The organism is Pseudomonas sp. HN8-3, assembly GCF_020790195.1.
In the GTDB taxonomy this organism is placed as follows: domain Bacteria; phylum Pseudomonadota; class Gammaproteobacteria; order Pseudomonadales; family Pseudomonadaceae; genus Aquipseudomonas; species Aquipseudomonas synxantha_A.
This window is the reverse complement of record NZ_CP086206.1, coordinates 1,504,124-1,520,258: the sequence shown is the minus strand read 5'-3', so window position 1 is coordinate 1,520,258 and position 16,135 is coordinate 1,504,124. Positions and strand designations below refer to the sequence as shown.

Genomic DNA, 16,135 nt, shown 5'->3' with positions numbered 1-16,135 from the left:
TCAATGACCGTTGCCGGAGTGCCCACCGGCATGTCCAGCGCCCTGCCCTGCGCCTTTGCCGCCCTGCCCCTGCCTGGCGCCTTCACTTTCACGCGCCGTGCGGGTCGCCTTGGCTTTTTGCGCCTCACGGCCCAACTGGTCGACCGCCGCAAGGTTGCTCTTGCGCACACTGTCAACGAAGCCCTGGAAAGGTACATCGGTGATGCCGACAAGGCCGAAATGGCCATTTTCGCCATCCAGCAGACGCCCGGTGACCGGCTGGTCCAGGTACTGGAACCAGTGCACGCCAACAATCGACGGCTCGGCCATGGCCTGCTTGAGGAACGTGGCGTACGCCGTACCGCGATCTTCTTCGCGGGCCAATTGCGTCACGCCGCCCCAGAACGGGCCACGGTCGGCCGAGCCGAAGTTGAATTCGGTGATCAACACCGGTTTGTCCAACGCACGCAGGGCGGCGAAGTCATAACCGTCCTGGGGTTTTAGGGTGTACATGTTGAAGCTCAACACATCGCAATACTGCGCGCACGACGCCACTGCTTCCGGGGTGCTCACGGCAAAACGGCCGCCCAGCAACAGTTGATTCGGCGCGTGCCACTTCAGCGAGTCGGAAATGGTCTTGAAGTAAGCGTCGGCGAAGGTCTTCTGGAAGTACTTGAAGTCAGCTTCGATTTCCGGGTGTTCAGGGCTGGGCATCGGTGGTTCGAAGCCTGGGTCTTCCATCAGTTCCCAACCCGCCAGTTGAATGCCCCAGGCTTTGGACAGACCTTCTTCGTTGCGATATTTGTCACGCAGCTGCTTGAGGAAAGCGCGCTTGGCCGGAACATCGGTGGTCATGCGCAGGGTGCCGTAAGCCAAGGCGTAGCGGGATTTTGCATCGTCGCCAGGACCGGCCCAGGCCAGTTCGTTGTCGGCAAAAAAGCCGATCAACCACGGATCGTCGCGGTGATCACGAGCGGCGATGGCCACGGCGCGTTCGGTGGCCATCGCGAAACGTGGATCGAACGGATCGGGCATACCGCCCCACCAGTCGGTGCCGGTGCTGATGCTCGCGTAGTCACCCACAATCGACAGCGGCAGGGTATAAGGCACGCGGTCGGCAGTGGCCAGGTCCTCGTCGCTCCAGTTGCCCACGGTATTGAAACCCCAGGCTTGCAGACGGTCCAGGGTGTGCGTCACCCAGCGCTTCTGGTCCAAACCCTCGCCGCCGTAAGTGCGCTGCAGGTTGGCGCCATAAAAGTCATACCAACGCCCCGAACCAAAGCCGCGACCTTCGCCGGCACCGTTGCCGGTGCGGTTATCGCTGCTGCCGTAATACTTGTCGAAGGGTTCGCCGGCCTTGGGCAACGCCGCGAACATCCACTCACGCCCTGCCACGTAGGTCTGGCTGTTATCCGCAGCCACGGTGTTGACCCCCAGTGAATAGAACGGATGACCTTCAGGCGTCACCAGATACCAGCGGCCGTCGCGCTTCTCTGTGCGGAAAAAGCCGCTGGAATCGAACGCCGGGCCTTTGTTCCAGCCGCCGTATTGGTCCAGGGAGGATTTGTCTCGCTCAGCCAACCAGGTTTTGAGCTGCTGCTGCTCTTTGGCAGCCGACGCCTTGAGCTGCTCGTCGCTGCTGACCTTTTCCGGCCAGCGCGCCCGGGTGGACTGGCCAAAAGCATCGACCAATTCGCTGTAGGCGGCCTTCGTTACCGGCTCGCTGTCCTGCACGCCAAAGCGCTCCAGCAGGATGCTTTGGGCGGCATTGGGCTTGATCATCGACAGGGTCACCGACACCACCTGGCTGCGGTCGATTTCGCCGGCACTGCCGGCCAGCAATACGCGCTGGCCATCCACGGTCATCGGCATCGGCGGACCAGCCTTCATGCCCTGGCTCAGTGGCGAGTTGGCTTGTAATGGTACCAGCAGGGTCTGCGCAGGCCCGGCCGGCAAGTCGATGCGGCTGACCAAGGTCTTGCCGTCGGCGCTCTGCACCTTGACGTAGAGGGTCAGTGCCCAGTTCATCGCGCTCTGGATACGCAGGCTCATGGCGCTCGATTGCGACCAGTCCCACACACCGGATTGCGGGCTGAGCACCAGGCTTGGCTCGGCCGCCGGGTTGAAGGTGATACGGCGCAGCACCTCGCCTTCGGGAGTTTGTTCGGCGTTGTATTGGGGCAGGCTGGCGTCCTGAGTCGCCACCTTGACCACATCGGCAGGCCGGACGAAGTTGAACAGCGTTTGTTGCCCGGCAGGCGCGGCCATCAACGGCGCAGCGAACAGCAAGGCAAAAAGAGCGGGCAGCGTGCGAATCATACGAACAAGGTTCTCCCAAACGGCCGGTGAATGGCCTGGTGATAGTGATGAGATAGACCACAAAGTGGGCGAATTCGCCCACGGGGGTTTAAGAAATTTCGCGCCTGAACGGCGGCAACGCATTGAGGATAGCTTTGCCATAGCGTTGGGTGACCAGGCGGCGGTCAAGCAAGGTGATGGTGCCGCGGTCTTGCTCGGTGCGCAGCAAGCGCCCGCAGGCCTGCACCAGCTTCAATGAGGCATCCGGCACCGAGATTTCCATGAACGGGTTGCCGCCACGGGCTTCGATCCATTCGGCCAGTGCGGCCTCGACCGGATCATCGGGCACCGAGAACGGGATCTTGGCGATCACCACGTGTTCGCAATAAGCGCCAGGCAAGTCCACGCCCTCGGCAAAACTTGCCAGGCCGAACAATACGCTGGAATCACCGCCGTCGACCCGCGCCTTGTGCTTGTTCAGGGTTTCCTGCTTGGACAGGTTGCCCTGGATAAACACCTGTTTGCGCCAGTCGCGATCGAGGCCATCGAACACGTCCTGCATCTGTTTGCGCGACGAGAACAGCACCAGGGTGCCGCGCGAACCTTCCACCAGTGACGGCAGATCGCGAATGATCGCCGCCGTGTGGGCCGCCGCATCCCGAGGGTCAGCCTTGAGGTCCGGTACGCGCAGCACACCGGCATCGGCATGATGAAACGGGCTCGGTACCACAGCGGTAACGGCCTTTTTCGGCAGGCCGGCGCGCATACGGAAGCGATCAAAGGTGCCCAGGGCGGTCAGCGTGGCCGACGTTACCAGGCAGCCGTAGGCCACGTTCCACAGGTTGCGGCGCAGCATTTCAGCGGCCAGGATCGGGCTGGCGTTGACCTCGATATCAAACAGCGCACCGCTTTCCGACAGGGTAAGCCAACGGGCCATGGGCGGGTTGTCTTCCGGATCTTCCACGGTGAACGCGGTCCACAGCTCCCAGTTGCCCTGGGAGCGGGACAACAGGCTGCCGAACAGCGGGTACCACTCCTCGGCCTGGTTGCTGGCGATACCGATATTAACCTCGCCATCCATGCCTTCCTTGAGCAAATCCGTAAGGCGGGTGAACAAGTCGGTCAGGCGTGAAAAGCCTTTCTTCAGCTCGATGCCCATTTCGCGCATGTGCTCGGGGATCATGCCGCCGACAAAACGGTGGCGCGGGCGCTCACGGCCCTCGACGTCTTCACCAGGCTTGAAGTCCGCAACCTGTTCGCAGGCGCTGAACATGAATTGCTGTTGGGTCTTGATCTCCCGCGCCAGTTCCGGCACCTGTTCGATCAGCTTGCCCAGGTCGCCGGGCAGCGGATGCTGGGCCAGCAACTTGGTGAGGTTCTTGGCAGTGGTTTCCAGCCAGTCGGCAGTGGAACGCAGGCGCGTGTAATGGGCGAAGTGGCCGATGGCTTTGTCCGGCAGGTGGTGACCTTCGTCGAACACATAAAGCGTGTCGCGTGGGTCGGGCAGCACCGCGCCGCCGCCCAGTGCCAGGTCGGCCAGCACCATGTCGTGGTTGGTGACGATGACATCCACCTTGCCCATGCCTTCGCGGGCCTTGTAGAAGGCGCACTGGCCGAAATTGGGGCAATGGCGATTGGTGCACTGGCTGTGGTCGGTGGTCAGGCGCGCCCAGTCGGAGTCTTCCAGGGCGGTGGGCCAACTGTCGCGGTCGCCGTCCCATTTGTTGCCGGCCAGTTTCTCGATCATGCTGGTAAACAGCTTCTGGCTGGCCTCGTCGACCTCGATCTTGAAGCCTTCTTCTTCGAACAGCGACGCGGTGGCGGTTTGCGCATGGCCTTCCTGCAGCAACACGTCGAGCTTGGACAGGCACATGTAGCGGCCACGGCCCTTGGCCAGGGCGAAGGTAAAGCTCAAGCCGCTGTTGCGCATCAGGTCGGGCAAGTCTTTGTAGACAATCTGCTCTTGCAGGGCGACGGTGGCGGTGGCGATTACCAGGCGCTTGCCGGCGGCCTTGGCGGTGGGGATCGCGGCCAGGCTGTAGGCCACAGTCTTGCCAGTACCGGTGCCGGCCTCGACGGCCACGACCGCAGGTTCGCCCTCGCGGCGACCTTCGTCATCGGTGTCGATATCCCCGAGGACTTTCGCCACTTCGGCGATCATCAGGCGTTGGCCGTAGCGCGGTTTCAAGCTCTTGGCTTCGAGAAAACGCGAATAGGCGCCCTGGATCGTGGTTTTGAGTTCAGTGCTGATCATGGATAGTCGGGCGCAAAAAACGCTGGATAAATTTTCAGTGGTTCGGATCGGCCGCTATCATACCCCGCTAATTAATCCCGCGCAGAACGGAGTACCACAATGACCGCGTTTAGCCTCGCTTACACCCTGCATGTACTGGCCGCCCTGATTTGGGTCGGCGGTATGTTTTTCGCCTGGATGATCCTGCGACCCGCCGCCATGGCGGCCCTTGAGGGCCCTGCCCGGCTCAAGTTGTGGGCAAATGTGTTTCAACGTTTTTTTGTGTGGGTGTGGGCCGCGGTCGTGATTTTGCCGATCAGCGGCGTTGGTTTGCTGCAACTGCGCTTCAACGGTTTTGAAACTGCACCGCGCTATGTGCAGGTGATGATGGGGTTGTATCTGGTGATGACCGCGCTGTTTATTCGTATCCAGGCGTTGAAGTTCCCGGAACTGCGCAAGGCGGTGGCGGCTGAGGACTGGCCGGCGGGCGCGGCTGCGCTGGGGCAGATTCGCAAATTGGTGGGGATTAATCTGATCGTAGGGTTGGTGGTGGTGGCGATTGCTTCGGCCCGGCCGATGTTCTGAGGCGAGGCTTGCATCGCCATCGGGGTGTGGATATCTACACAACTGCAGTTCGCAGCACCCAACGGTAACCACGATGCGAAGCGAGCCGCTCTTGATCTTGATCTGCTTTTGATCTTAAGCGCCCCGTCAAACCACGCTGGCCGGAATTCGACAGGGATTTGGGGGGGTAAACCGGCAGGGATGCCGGTTTAGCCGCCCCGCGCCATGGATGGCGCGTGGCGGCGGCCCCCCAAATACCTGGCGGATTACGGGCACACCGAGCCTGAGCGAGGTGCCGAGTGGTGGGGCAAGAGCGCTTTGGTTACTTTCGCCTGGGCCGGCATTCCGGCTTTTCGAAAGTGACACGCCGTAAGGGCGGAACCAATAGCAGCCGTTACCCAAATAACGGATATGTACTCGGTCTGATCCAGCATCCTGGTCGGCCCTAAGGCCGCCATCGGGAGCACCAAAACAGTCGACTCAGAGCCGCTGAATAGTCACCGCCCCCGCAGGCCCAGCCGGCCCCGGCTGCCCTTCAAGCCCAGGCCTGCCCTTGTCGCCACCATCGGCGCGGTACACCAGGCAGCCCTTGGACTGCCCACCCTTGCCAGGTTTACCCGCCACGCCAGGCAACCCACCGGCACCGCCGTCCACCCAGACCTTGATTTGCTCAATCGGGAAGTCCTGCGGCAATTCCAGGCGTACCTGTGCGCCCGCCGCACCCGGCAGGCCGTCACCGCCGTTGTCACCGTTAAACCCGCGCCCGGCCGAACCCCAGGTGCAGCCTGGGTCCACGCCGTTGGCGCCATCCAGGCCCGCGTACCCTTGGGCACCGGCACCGCCGCGGGCGTCTACCGACAACGCTTCAGCAGTGAGGGAATTGATCCGCAAGGTCAGGTCACGCCCAGCCTTGGCAGGTTTTTCATGGGTGCCGGGGGCGCCGCGGGACGTGATCTGGCTACCCTGCTCCAGTTGCGCCTGGCGCACTTGCATTTGCAGCGCGCTAGCGCCGGGAACAATGGTGATGCGTGCGTCACGCCCCAGGTGCAACTCATCCACAGTGACCTGACTGATAGTGGCCGGAATCAGCAAAGTGCCATAGTCCGCCACGTCCAGGCGCTCAAGCTGCAACACGCTGGTACTGCTGGGCAGGCGCATCAACGAGTTGGTTTCGACACTGACGCTCTGGGCCAGGGCAATGGGGCTGACCAACAGGGCCAACAGAAAAACCTTACGCATCATGGGGCTCCTGAGTACTTTCAAATTTTTCTTTGAGCGCACAGTAACGACTTCTACCGGCGATTTGCCAGTGAAGGATCAAAAAACTTCCGCAGGTACGGTACAAGCCGCCGTGGCCCTGACCGCAATGTCCTAGGCTCGCACGCCCAGCCGCGCTAGTCTCTACCGTCCTGATGTGAGGATCTGCAATGACCGCTGGAATTTCTTCCCGTACACCCCAGCAAGCCCTGGCTGCCCTGCTTGAGTTGCACCAGCCCAAACGCCTGCTGTTATTGGGCGCCAGCCAGTTTCCGGCGCTGGAGGCGTTTAAAACCGCGCACCCGGATGTGAACGTCTGTGTCGCCGCACCTGGGCCACTGCCTGCCGAACTGGCAGCGCAGCGTTTTGATTTGGCGCTGGTAGTCGATTGCCTTGAACACTTGCCCAAGCCTCAAGGTCTGACGCTTCTGGGCGGCATTCGAAACCTCAATGCCAGCCGGATCGCGGTGCTGGTCGACCTGCGCGCCTGCGAATGGAAGGACACCGACTTCTTTTCCCTGGCCCTGCAAGCCGGCGAGCGATTCCAGCGCGATGAGCAAGTTCTGACGCTGTTTACCTATGATCTGCTTGACTATAAACAAGTGCCCGACTGGCTCAACGCACGCTTCTGGGCCAACCCGGAGAATTTTGGAAAGTATTGGTGGTAACCCGATGAGTACATCCATTTGCCCGTGCGGCAGCGGCAATCTGCTGGATGCCTGCTGCGGCCATTATCACGCCGGCCACCCGGCGCCCTGTGCCAGTGCGTTGATGCGCTCACGCTACAGCGCCTATGTGCTGGGCCTGGTCGATTACCTGGTGACCACCACCCTGCCCGCGCAACAGGCCGGTCTGGACCGCAACGCCATCGCCGCCTGGAGTGCGCAGAGCACCTGGCTGGGCCTTGAGGTGGAAAGCTCCGAGGTCTTCGGCGGCCAGCCGGAACACGCGTTCGTCACCTTTACTGCGCGCTGGCATGACAGCACCGGCGAACATAGCCACCGCGAGCAGTCTTCTTTCGTACAGAATGAGGGGCGCTGGTACTTCATCGACCCTACGGTGGAACTGAAGGCCGGGCGTAATGACCCGTGCCTGTGCGGCAGTGGGCAGAAGTTCAAGAAGTGCTGTTCCAGCTACCTTTAATTCACTCACAGGGATAACGCCATGCTTCGGATTTATAGCTTGATGCTGGCGTTAATCCTGGGCCTGACCGGCTGCGCCTCGTGGTTCGAAGATGACTCGCCGCCACCTCACGTATCGCTGGTGAAGGTCGAAGTCGTGCGCGCCAAGCTGCTGGAGCAGAAATTCAAACTCTACTTTCGCGTGGACAACCGCGACGATGCCGACCTGACCGTGCGCGGCCTGATCTACAAGGTCACCCTTGGCGATCTGGTGTTGACCGAAGGCGAATCCAATGAATGGCTGACCGTGCCGCCGCGCGGTCATAAAGTCTTCCGGGTCTCGGTACGCACCAACCTCTGGCCGCGCGTACGCGATGTGGTGCAGATGCTGAAAAATCCCGAGCGCCCCGTGCCCTATCGTCTGGAGGGCGAGCTGAAAACCGGATTATTCATCGGTAATGACGTGCAGGTGGCTCACAATGGCGAGATAATCCCCGGCGATTTTATTCCGGAGCAACATCGATGACTCAGCAACCCCATGTCCATGGTCCTGACTGCAACCACGATCACGATCACCATGATCACGACCACGGCCATGTCCACGGGCCGAACTGCGGCCACGCTCACCAGGAACCGGTGCGCAACGCCTTGAAGGATGTTGGCCGCAACGATCCTTGCCCGTGCGGCAGCGAGAAGAAATTCAAGAAGTGCCATGGCGCATAAGCCGCACTGATGATCAAAATGTGGGAGGGGGCTTTCTCCCTCCTACATTGATTTGCACATAGCTTGAGCACTCACGCAATTACACAACTCCCGCTTGCGTCGTTTCGCCGCGCTCACTAACGTAGCGCCTTTACTGACGCTACCCCCCGCAGGAGCTTTGCCATGGCCTCGCCAGCCCTCTTACACTTTCTTCCCCGGTTCGGCGTTGCCGCGGCAGTGGCCAGTGCCTTGGGCCTGGCGGGTTGCCAGCTCCAGAACACCCAGGACACCCTGCCACCCGTGGCTGGCGTACAGCCAATCAAGGGCCTGGCACAGAATGTATCGATACGCCGCAATGCCCAAGGCATGCCGCTGATCGAAAGCAACACCTTCCACGACGCGCTGTTCAGCCTTGGTTATGTGCACGCCAGCGACCGCATTACCCAGATGGTCACCTTGCGCCTGCTGGCACAGGGCCGCCTGGCGGAAATGTCCGGGCCGCAAGTGCTGGATGTCGACCGTTTCATGCGTGCGGTCAACCTCAAGAAAAGCGCGGGCGAGCTGTACAACGCCTCGTCGCCGCGCCTCAAGCGCTTCTTTGAAGTGTATGCCCGGGGCGTCAATGCCTACCTGTTCCGCTATCGCGACAAGCTGCCGGCGGACCTGGCCCAAAGCGGTTACACACCCGAATACTGGAAGCCGGAAGACTCGGCGCTGCTGTTCTGCCTGCTCAATTTCAGCGAGTCGAGCAACCTGCAGGAAGAGATTTCGTCCTTGGTGCTGGCGCAAAAGGTCGGCGTCGACAAACTCGCCTGGCTCATCCCAAGCGCGCCGGACGAAGCCGTGCCGCTGGCCGAAGCCGACAAGCTCAAGGGCGTGAACCTGGGGCAGATCAGCGGCCTCGCCGCCCTGGACACGGTAAGCCAGCAGTTGAGCGGCCTCAACACGCTCGGGGTCACCACCTCAAGCAACTGGGCCATCGCCCCGCAACGCAGCCGCAGCGGCAAAAGCCTGCTGGCCAGCGATATCGCCGCTACGCCACAAGCCCCGTCGCCATGGAGCTACGTGCAGATTCGCGCGCCTAAATATCAGGCCGTGGGTGCTTCGATCGCTGGCCTGCCGACCCTGCTATCCGGTTTCAACGGCAAGGTGGCGTGGAGCATGAGCGCGGTCAAGGGCGACACCCAGGACCTGTTCCTGGAGAAGGTCAAGCGCCAGGGCAACGCGTTGTACTACGAGAACAACGGCAAATGGCTGCCGGCTGGCGTGCGCAACGAAACCTTCTTTATCAAGGGCCAGCGCTCGATTCGCGAAACGGTGTACGAAACCCGTCACGGCGCGCTGCTCAATAGCAGCCAGGCCCTCACCAGCGGTCTTGGCCTGGCCCTGCAGACTGCCGACTTCAAGGAAGACAAGAGCCTGGACGCGTTCTTCGACCTGTCCCGTGCGCAAAACGCCGGCAAGGCCTCGGACGCCACTCGCGAGATTCGCGCCATCGCGTTGAACATGATCTTTGCCGACGCCAGCAATATCGGCTGGCAAGTCACCGGTCGCTTCCCCAACCGCCGCGAGGGCGAGGGCCTGTTGCCATCGCCGGGTTGGGACACGCGCTTTGACTGGGACGGTTATGCCGATGCGATGCTGCACCCCTACGACCAGGACCCGGCCCAGGGCTGGATCGGCACGGCCAACCAGCGCACCGCACCGCGTGGCTACGGGATGCAGTTGTCCAACTCCTGGGACGCACCGGAGCGCAGCGAACGTCTGGCGCAATTGGCCGGTGCCGGCAAGCATGACAGCCGCAGCCTGATTGCCATGCAATACGACCAGACCACGACCTTCGCCGCCAAGCTCAAGAGCATGTTCCAGGCCCCGGGCATGGCCCAGCCGCTCAAACAGGCAATCGACGCCCTGCCGCCAGCGGAGCGCGCCAAGGCTCGCGAAGCACTGGAGCGCCTGTTGGCATTCGATGGTCGCCTTGCGCCAACCTCGGCTGACGCGGCGATCTACGAGCTGTTCCTGCAGGAAAGCGCCAGGCAGATTTTCCTCGACAAACTCGGCCCGCAAGGCAGCGCCAGCTGGAAAGCCTTTGTCAGCAACGCCAGCCTGTCCTACTCAGCCATCGCCGACCACCTGCTGGGCCGCGAAGACAGCCCGTTCTGGGATGACACGCGGACCGCGCAAAAAGAAGACAAACCGGCGATCCTGGCCCGCACGCTTGCCGCCGCTATCACTGCCGGTGACAGCCAACTGGGTGCCGATCACAAAGCCTGGCAGTGGGGCAAGCTGCACAGCACCACCTGGAAAAACACCAGTGGCCAGGTGATTCGCGGTCCCTTCGCCAGTGGTGGCGACCACAACACCTTGAACCCGGCGCCGTATAACTGGGGTGAGGATTTCAACACCACCCAGGTATCGGCGCTGCGCATGATCATCGACTTCGGCCTGGCCGAACCCATGCTGGGCCAGGGCGGTATCGGCCAGTCCGGCAACCCGGCCAGTTCGAACTATGCCAACGGCATCGACCCGGCGCTCAAGGCGCAATACCTGAGCTTCCCGATGCAGCCGCAGAACTTTGAAAAGGTGTACGGCAAGGCCAGGTTGACCCTGACGCCCGGCAAGTAACCCGGTTTCCCAGCAGAAACCGAATCCAAATGTGGGAGGGGGCTTGCTCCCGATAGCGGTGTGACAGTCAACACATTCGTTGACTGAACTCTGCTATCGGGAGCAAGCCCCCTCCCACATTTGGATCCCATGCATTCAGATAGAACTTCTACACCCAGCCCCGCCTCATAACTAACAAGCCCATCTCCCCGGTCACCCCATGGACCTCGTCATCGCCCGCCCCGAAGGCCTCTATTGCCCTGCGGGTGATTTCTATATCGACCCCTGGCGCCCAGTGGAACGTGCGGTCATCACCCACGCCCACGGCGACCACGCCCGCACCGGCAACCAACACTACCTGGCCGCCGCCCCCGGCGAAGATATCCTGCGCTGGCGCCTGGGCCAGGACATCAACCTGCAAACCCTGGCCTATGGCGAGCAGTTGGTGCATCACGGTGTTACCTTGAGTTTCCATCCGGCCGGGCACGTGCTCGGTTCGGCTCAGGTGCGCCTGGAATATCAGGGTGAAGTCTGGGTCGCGTCCGGCGACTATAAGGTCGAACCCGATGGCACCTGCGCGCCTTTCGAGCCGGTGCGTTGCCACACCTTTATCACCGAATCCACTTTTGGCCTGCCGATCTACCGATGGCAGCCCCAAGCGCAGATCTTTGCCGGGATCAATGACTGGTGGCAGGCCAATATCGCCACGGGCAAGGCCAGCGTGCTGTTCTGCTATTCCTTCGGCAAGGCCCAGCGCATTCTGCATGGCCTCGACGCCAGCATCGGTCCGATCCTCAGCCATGGCGCCGTCGAGCCGTTGAACCGGGTCTACCGCGAGGCCGGCATCTACATTCCCGAAACCCTGTATGCCGGGGATTTCAAGAAGACCGACCCGTTGCTGCGCCAAGCTTTGATCATCGCCCCGCCCTCCGCCGGCGGCAGCACCTGGATGCGCCGTTTTGGCGACTACAGCGACGCCTTCGCCAGCGGCTGGATGCGCCTGCGCGGTACACGGCGCCGGCGTGGGGTGGATCGCGGCTTTGTACTGTCAGACCATGCCGATTGGCCCGGGCTGTTGTGGGCCATCGAACAAACCGGCGCCGAACGGGTGATGGTTACCCACGGTTCGGTCGGCGTGCTGGTACGCCACCTGCGAGAAAAGGGCCTGGACGCCCAGGGCTTCATCACCGAATACGGTGATGACGAAGAAGAGGCCACGGCATGAAAGCCTTCGCCGAGCTGTACGCCAACCTCGACGCCACCACCTCCAGCAATGCCAAGCTCGCAGCCCTGCAAGCCTACTTCCTGCAAGCGCCGCCGGAAGATGCGGCATGGGCGGTGTACTTCCTCTCCGGCGGGCGACCACGGCAACTGGTGCCCACACGCTTGCTCAGGGATATGGCGACTGAGGCGGCGAGCATCGAGCCGTGGCTGTTCGAAGAGAGCTACCAGTCCGTAGGCGACCTGGCCGAAACCATCTCCCTGCTGCTCCCCGAATCGACCTACAGCTCTGAAGACGGGCTTGCCGTGTGGCTGGAAGAAAAACTGCTGCCGCTGCGCGGTCTATCGCCCATGGACCTTGCCGCGCGCCTGCCGGCGCTATGGGCGCAACTGGATCAACCGAGCCTGATGGTATGCATCAAGTTGATCACCGGCAGCTTTCGCGTCGGCGTCTCCAAGCTGCTGGTTACCCGCGCCCTTGCCGCCATGGCCAATCTGGATAGCAAGCGCGTGGCGCAGCGGTTGGTGGGCTATACCGACCTGTCCAACCGTCCTACAGCCGAGGGTTATCTCAAGCTGATCGCTGCCGAATCATCCGACGAACATGCACAACGTGGCGGGCAGCCGTATCCGTTTTTTCTCGCCCACGGGCTGGCGCAACCCGTCGAGCAATTCGACAGCCTGCTCGGCCCCCCCGCCGACTGGCAGGTGGAATGGAAGTTCGATGGCATCCGTGCGCAGTTGGTCAAGCGCGAGGGGCGCCTGTGGATCTGGTCACGAGGCGAAGAGTTGGTGACCGAGCGTTTCCCCGAGCTTCACAGCCTGGTCAGTGGCCTGCCCGACGGCACGGTGATCGATGGCGAAATCGTGGTGTGGAAAGACGCGGTGCAACCCTTTGCGCTGCTGCAACAGCGGATCGGTCGCAAAACCCTGAGTAAAAAGGTGCTTGAGGATGCGCCCGTCGCCGTGCTCGCTTACGACCTGCTGGAGTATCAGGGCGACGACTGGCGCAACCACATCCAGGCCGAGCGCCGCACGCAATTGGAACAGGTGATCGCTGTGTGCAACCAACCGGTGCTGTTGCCTTCGCCGCTGATCGAGGGGCCAACCTGGGCAGCGCTGGCGACCCAACGCGAAGCCTCTCGCAGCCTTGGTGTTGAAGGCATGATGCTCAAGGATCGCAAGGGCCTGTACGGTGTGGGCCGCACCAAGGACATGGGCCTGTGGTTCAAATGGAAGGTCGACCCCTTCAGCGTCGACGCCGTGTTGATCTACGCCCAGCGCGGCCATGGCCGGCGCGCCAGCCTGTACAGCGACTACACCTTCGCGGTATGGGACGGCCCGCCGGGCAGCGAGCGCACGTTGGTGCCGTTCGCCAAGGCCTATTCCGGGCTGACCGACGAGGAAATGCGCAAGGTCGATGCGATTGTGCGCAAAACCACCGTGGAGAAGTTCGGCCCGGTCAGCAGCGTGACGCCAAGCATGGTGTTTGAATTGGGGTTTGAGGGTATCGCCCTGTCCAAGCGGCATAAGAGCGGGATTGCGGTGCGGTTTCCGCGCATGTTGCGCTGGCGTCAGGACAAGACGGTGGAAGAGGCTGACAACCTCGCCACACTGCAAGACCTACTGACTTGACATAAATCCCTGTGGGAGGGGCTTGCTCCCTCCCACATTGGGATCCCCACAGACCTGCAATGGTGCACTCACTTTCAGATGCCCATTTTCGGGCATCTCCTACACTCAGCCTTGCCTTATCCCACCTTTTAAAAAGCCCGTCCGGAACTATGGTGCAGAAATTGCTACTTGTGCTGCGTCTGACACCGTTCAGTAACAGTCCTAAACGCGCCACAAGCGCTTATCTTGGTTTCCAGGGAATACATAATGAAAAAAGCATTGCTGACCCTTTCTGCACTGGCTCTGTGCATGGCCGCTGGTGTCGCTACCGCCAAGGAATACAAGGAATTGCGTTTTGGTGTCGACCCGTCCTACGCACCGTTCGAATCCAAAGCCGCCGACGGCAGCCTGGTGGGCTTCGATATCGACCTGGGCAATGCGATCTGCGCGGAGCTGAAGGTCAAGTGCAAGTGGGTTGAAAGTGACTTCGACGGCATGATCCCAGGCCTCAAGGCCAACAAGTTCGATGGCGTGATTTCGTCCATGACCGTAACGCCGGTGCGCGAAAAGGCAATCGACTTCTCCACCGAGCTGTTCTCCGGCCCCACGTCGCTGGTGTTCAAGAAAGGGGCTGGCTACTCGACACCTGAGTCCCTCAAGGGCAAGTCTGTGGGCTACGAGCAAGGCACCATCCAGGAAGCCTACGCCAAGGCCGTGCTGGACAAAGCCGGGGTAACCACCAAGGCCTACGCCAACCAGGATCAGGTGTATGCCGACCTGACCTCCGGCCGCCTCGACGCGTCGGTGCAGGACATGCTGCAAGCCGAACTGGGCTTTCTCAAGTCGCCGGCTGGCGCCGGTTATGAAGTCAGCGCCGCCATCGACGACCCGTTGCTGCCGTCGAAAACCGCTGTCGGTATCAAAAAAGGTAACACTGAACTGAAGGCGCTTTTGGATAAAGGTATCAAAGCGTTACACGATGATGGCACCTACGCCACCATCCAGAAGAAACACTTTGGCGATTTGAACCTGTACAGCGGCAAATAATGCCTGGAGCGCCCCTCCCTGCAGGGGCGCTTTTCTATCGCCATAGGTCCTGATTTATGTTCGAAGAACTGTTGCAAACCCTCGGGTTGAGCGCGCTCAGCTTGAAGGGTTTCGGCCCGCTGTTGCTGCAAGGCACCTGGATGACCATCAAGTTGTCGGTGCTGTCCCTGGCCGTCAGCGTACTGCTGGGCCTGCTCGGCGCCAGCGCCAAACTGTCCAGCCTGCCGTTCCTGCGCATTCCCGCCCAGCTCTACACCACGCTGATTCGCGGGGTGCCCGACCTGGTGCTGATGCTGCTGATTTTCTACAGCCTGCAAACCTGGCTCAGCAGCTTTACCGACTTCATGGAATGGGAATACATCGAGATCGACCCGTTCAGCGCCGGGGTGATCACCCTGGGCTTTATCTACGGCGCCTATTTCACCGAAACGTTTCGCGGCGCTATCCTCGCCGTGCCCCGCGGCCAACTGGAAGCCGCCACTGCTTACGGGCTCAAGCGCGGGCAGCGGTTTCGCTACGTGACCTTCCCGCAGATGATGCGCTTCGCCCTGCCGGGCATAGGCAATAACTGGATGGTGATGCTCAAGGCCACCGCGCTGGTATCCATCATCGGCCTGGCAGACCTGGTGAAAGCCGCCCAGGATGCGGGCAAAAGTACCTATCAACTGTTCTACTTCCTGGTACTCGCCGCGCTGATCTACCTGTTGATCACCAGCGCCTCCAACTTTGTCTTGCGCCGTCTGGAACGTCGCTACTCCGCCGGCGCCCGGGAGGCAGTGCGATGATCGAGCTATTGCAGGAATACTGGCGCCCCTTCCTTTATAGCGACGGCCAGCACATCACCGGCCTTGCCATGACGATGTGGTTGCTGACGGCTGCACTGGTCATCGGCTTTCTGGTGTCGATCCCGCTGTCCATCGCCCGCGTCTCGCGCAAGCGCCTGGTACGTTGGCCGGTGCAGTTCTACACCTACCTGTTTCGCGGTACGCCGCTCTATATCCAGTTGCTGATCTGCTACACCGGTATCTACAGCATTGCCGCCGTACGCGAACAACCGCTGCTGGATGCGTTTTTTCGCGACGCGATGAACTGCACCATCCTGGCCTTCGCGCTCAACACTTGCGCCTACACCACGGAGATTTTCGCCGGGGCGATCCGCAGCATGGCGCATGGCGAAGTCGAGGCAGCCAAGGCTTACGGCCTCAGCGGCTGGAAGTTGTACGCCTACGTGATCATGCCGTCAGCGCTGCGCCGTGCGTTGCCCTACTACAGCAACGAAGTGATCCTGATGCTGCACTCGACCACGGTGGCGTTTACCGCAACGATCCCGGACATCCTCAAAGTGGCACGGGACGCCAACTCCGCCACCTTCATGACCTTTCAATCATTTGGCATCGCCGCGTTGATCTACCTGGCGGTGACCTTTGCCCTGGTCGGCCTGTTCCGCCTGGCGGAGCGCCGCTGGCTGGCCTTTCTCGGGCCGAGCCACTAAGGA

The 16,135-nt window shown here is 61.5% G+C and carries 14 protein-coding genes; 11 read left to right on the top strand and 3 right to left on the bottom strand.

What is annotated here, in order from left to right; translation table 11 throughout:
- Positions 1-2,298, bottom strand: a complete 2,298-nt coding sequence (locus tag LJX92_RS06810; protein ID WP_103733461.1) for a beta-galactosidase — start codon at positions 2,296-2,298, stop codon at positions 1-3.
- Positions 2,299-2,386: 88 nt separating this feature from the next.
- Positions 2,387-4,531, bottom strand: a complete 2,145-nt coding sequence (gene dinG / locus LJX92_RS06805) for an ATP-dependent DNA helicase DinG (RefSeq protein WP_005785803.1) — start codon at positions 4,529-4,531, stop codon at positions 2,387-2,389.
- Between the two features lie 99 nt (positions 4,532-4,630).
- On the opposite strand from dinG, the gene LJX92_RS06800 reads away from it, so the two are divergent.
- Positions 4,631-5,095 (top strand): CopD family protein, encoded by a 465-nt coding sequence (locus LJX92_RS06800; RefSeq protein WP_228309479.1) that lies wholly within the window; start codon positions 4,631-4,633, stop codon positions 5,093-5,095.
- Between the two features lie 459 nt (positions 5,096-5,554).
- Here LJX92_RS06800 and LJX92_RS06795 read toward each other — a convergent pair whose 3' ends face one another.
- Positions 5,555-6,313 carry a collagen-like triple helix repeat-containing protein gene (locus LJX92_RS06795; RefSeq protein WP_078820485.1) on the bottom strand — a complete coding sequence of 253 codons (759 nt, stop codon included), beginning with the start codon at positions 6,311-6,313 and terminating at the stop codon, positions 5,555-5,557.
- A gap of 188 nt (positions 6,314-6,501) precedes the next feature.
- Between LJX92_RS06795 and LJX92_RS06790 the strand changes: the two genes are divergently transcribed.
- From LJX92_RS06790 to LJX92_RS06745, 10 genes are all read left to right on the top strand, one after another.
- Positions 6,502-6,999: a DUF6231 family protein gene (locus LJX92_RS06790; protein WP_032877349.1), complete on the top strand. Its 498-nt coding sequence runs from the start codon at positions 6,502-6,504 to the stop codon at positions 6,997-6,999.
- Positions 7,000-7,003: 4 nt separating this feature from the next.
- Positions 7,004-7,474: a YchJ family protein gene (locus LJX92_RS06785; protein WP_228309478.1), complete on the top strand. Its 471-nt coding sequence runs from the start codon at positions 7,004-7,006 to the stop codon at positions 7,472-7,474.
- 21 nt (positions 7,475-7,495) lie between these two features.
- Complete coding sequence (locus LJX92_RS06780; protein WP_228309477.1) at positions 7,496-7,978, top strand: LEA type 2 family protein; 483 nt, start codon at positions 7,496-7,498, stop codon at positions 7,976-7,978.
- Positions 7,975-8,175, top strand: coding sequence for an SEC-C metal-binding domain-containing protein (locus LJX92_RS06775; RefSeq protein WP_003189235.1), 201 nt, complete (start codon positions 7,975-7,977; stop codon positions 8,173-8,175). Before LJX92_RS06780 ends, LJX92_RS06775 begins: the two co-directional genes overlap by 4 nt.
- A 162-nt stretch (positions 8,176-8,337) precedes the next feature.
- The gene (locus LJX92_RS06770; RefSeq protein WP_228309476.1) at positions 8,338-10,779 is read left to right on the top strand and encodes a penicillin acylase family protein; all 2,442 of its coding nucleotides are present in this window, start codon (positions 8,338-8,340) and stop codon (positions 10,777-10,779) included.
- 199 nt (positions 10,780-10,978) lie between these two features.
- Positions 10,979-11,983 carry a ligase-associated DNA damage response exonuclease gene (locus LJX92_RS06765; RefSeq protein ID WP_228309475.1) on the top strand — a complete coding sequence of 335 codons (1,005 nt, stop codon included), beginning with the start codon at positions 10,979-10,981 and terminating at the stop codon, positions 11,981-11,983.
- Positions 11,980-13,614 carry an ATP-dependent DNA ligase gene (locus tag LJX92_RS06760; protein ID WP_032877353.1) on the top strand — a complete coding sequence of 545 codons (1,635 nt, stop codon included), beginning with the start codon at positions 11,980-11,982 and terminating at the stop codon, positions 13,612-13,614. The genes LJX92_RS06765 and LJX92_RS06760 overlap by 4 nt, the downstream gene beginning before the upstream one ends.
- Positions 13,615-13,860: 246 nt before the next feature.
- The gene (locus LJX92_RS06755) at positions 13,861-14,640 is read left to right on the top strand and encodes a transporter substrate-binding domain-containing protein (protein WP_005785784.1); all 780 of its coding nucleotides are present in this window, start codon (positions 13,861-13,863) and stop codon (positions 14,638-14,640) included.
- Positions 14,641-14,696: 56 nt separating this feature from the next.
- Positions 14,697-15,425, top strand: a complete 729-nt coding sequence (locus LJX92_RS06750; protein WP_005785781.1) for an ABC transporter permease — start codon at positions 14,697-14,699, stop codon at positions 15,423-15,425.
- Positions 15,422-16,132: an ABC transporter permease gene (locus tag LJX92_RS06745; protein WP_032877354.1), complete on the top strand. Its 711-nt coding sequence runs from the start codon at positions 15,422-15,424 to the stop codon at positions 16,130-16,132. Before LJX92_RS06750 ends, LJX92_RS06745 begins: the two co-directional genes overlap by 4 nt.
- Positions 16,133-16,135 lie beyond the last annotated feature (3 nt).

Excerpts from the sequence above, each read along its gene's own strand:
- LJX92_RS06810 (WP_103733461.1), bottom strand. The coding sequence starts at position 2,298 with ATGATTCGCACGCTGCCCGCTCTTTTTGCCTTGCTGTTCGCTGCGCCG.
- dinG (WP_005785803.1), bottom strand. The coding sequence starts at position 4,531 with ATGATCAGCACTGAACTCAAAACCACGATCCAGGGCGCCTATTCGCGT.
- LJX92_RS06800 (WP_228309479.1), top strand. The coding sequence starts at position 4,631 with ATGACCGCGTTTAGCCTCGCTTACACCCTGCATGTACTGGCCGCCCTG.
- LJX92_RS06795 (WP_078820485.1), bottom strand. The coding sequence starts at position 6,313 with ATGCGTAAGGTTTTTCTGTTGGCCCTGTTGGTCAGCCCCATTGCCCTG.
- LJX92_RS06790 (WP_032877349.1), top strand. The coding sequence starts at position 6,502 with ATGACCGCTGGAATTTCTTCCCGTACACCCCAGCAAGCCCTGGCTGCC.
- LJX92_RS06785 (WP_228309478.1), top strand. The coding sequence starts at position 7,004 with ATGAGTACATCCATTTGCCCGTGCGGCAGCGGCAATCTGCTGGATGCC.
- LJX92_RS06780 (WP_228309477.1), top strand. The coding sequence starts at position 7,496 with ATGCTTCGGATTTATAGCTTGATGCTGGCGTTAATCCTGGGCCTGACC.
- LJX92_RS06775 (WP_003189235.1), top strand. The coding sequence starts at position 7,975 with ATGACTCAGCAACCCCATGTCCATGGTCCTGACTGCAACCACGATCAC.
- LJX92_RS06770 (WP_228309476.1), top strand. The coding sequence starts at position 8,338 with ATGGCCTCGCCAGCCCTCTTACACTTTCTTCCCCGGTTCGGCGTTGCC.
- LJX92_RS06765 (WP_228309475.1), top strand. The coding sequence starts at position 10,979 with ATGGACCTCGTCATCGCCCGCCCCGAAGGCCTCTATTGCCCTGCGGGT.
- LJX92_RS06760 (WP_032877353.1), top strand. The coding sequence starts at position 11,980 with ATGAAAGCCTTCGCCGAGCTGTACGCCAACCTCGACGCCACCACCTCC.
- LJX92_RS06755 (WP_005785784.1), top strand. The coding sequence starts at position 13,861 with ATGAAAAAAGCATTGCTGACCCTTTCTGCACTGGCTCTGTGCATGGCC.
- LJX92_RS06750 (WP_005785781.1), top strand. The coding sequence starts at position 14,697 with ATGTTCGAAGAACTGTTGCAAACCCTCGGGTTGAGCGCGCTCAGCTTG.
- LJX92_RS06745 (WP_032877354.1), top strand. The coding sequence starts at position 15,422 with ATGATCGAGCTATTGCAGGAATACTGGCGCCCCTTCCTTTATAGCGAC.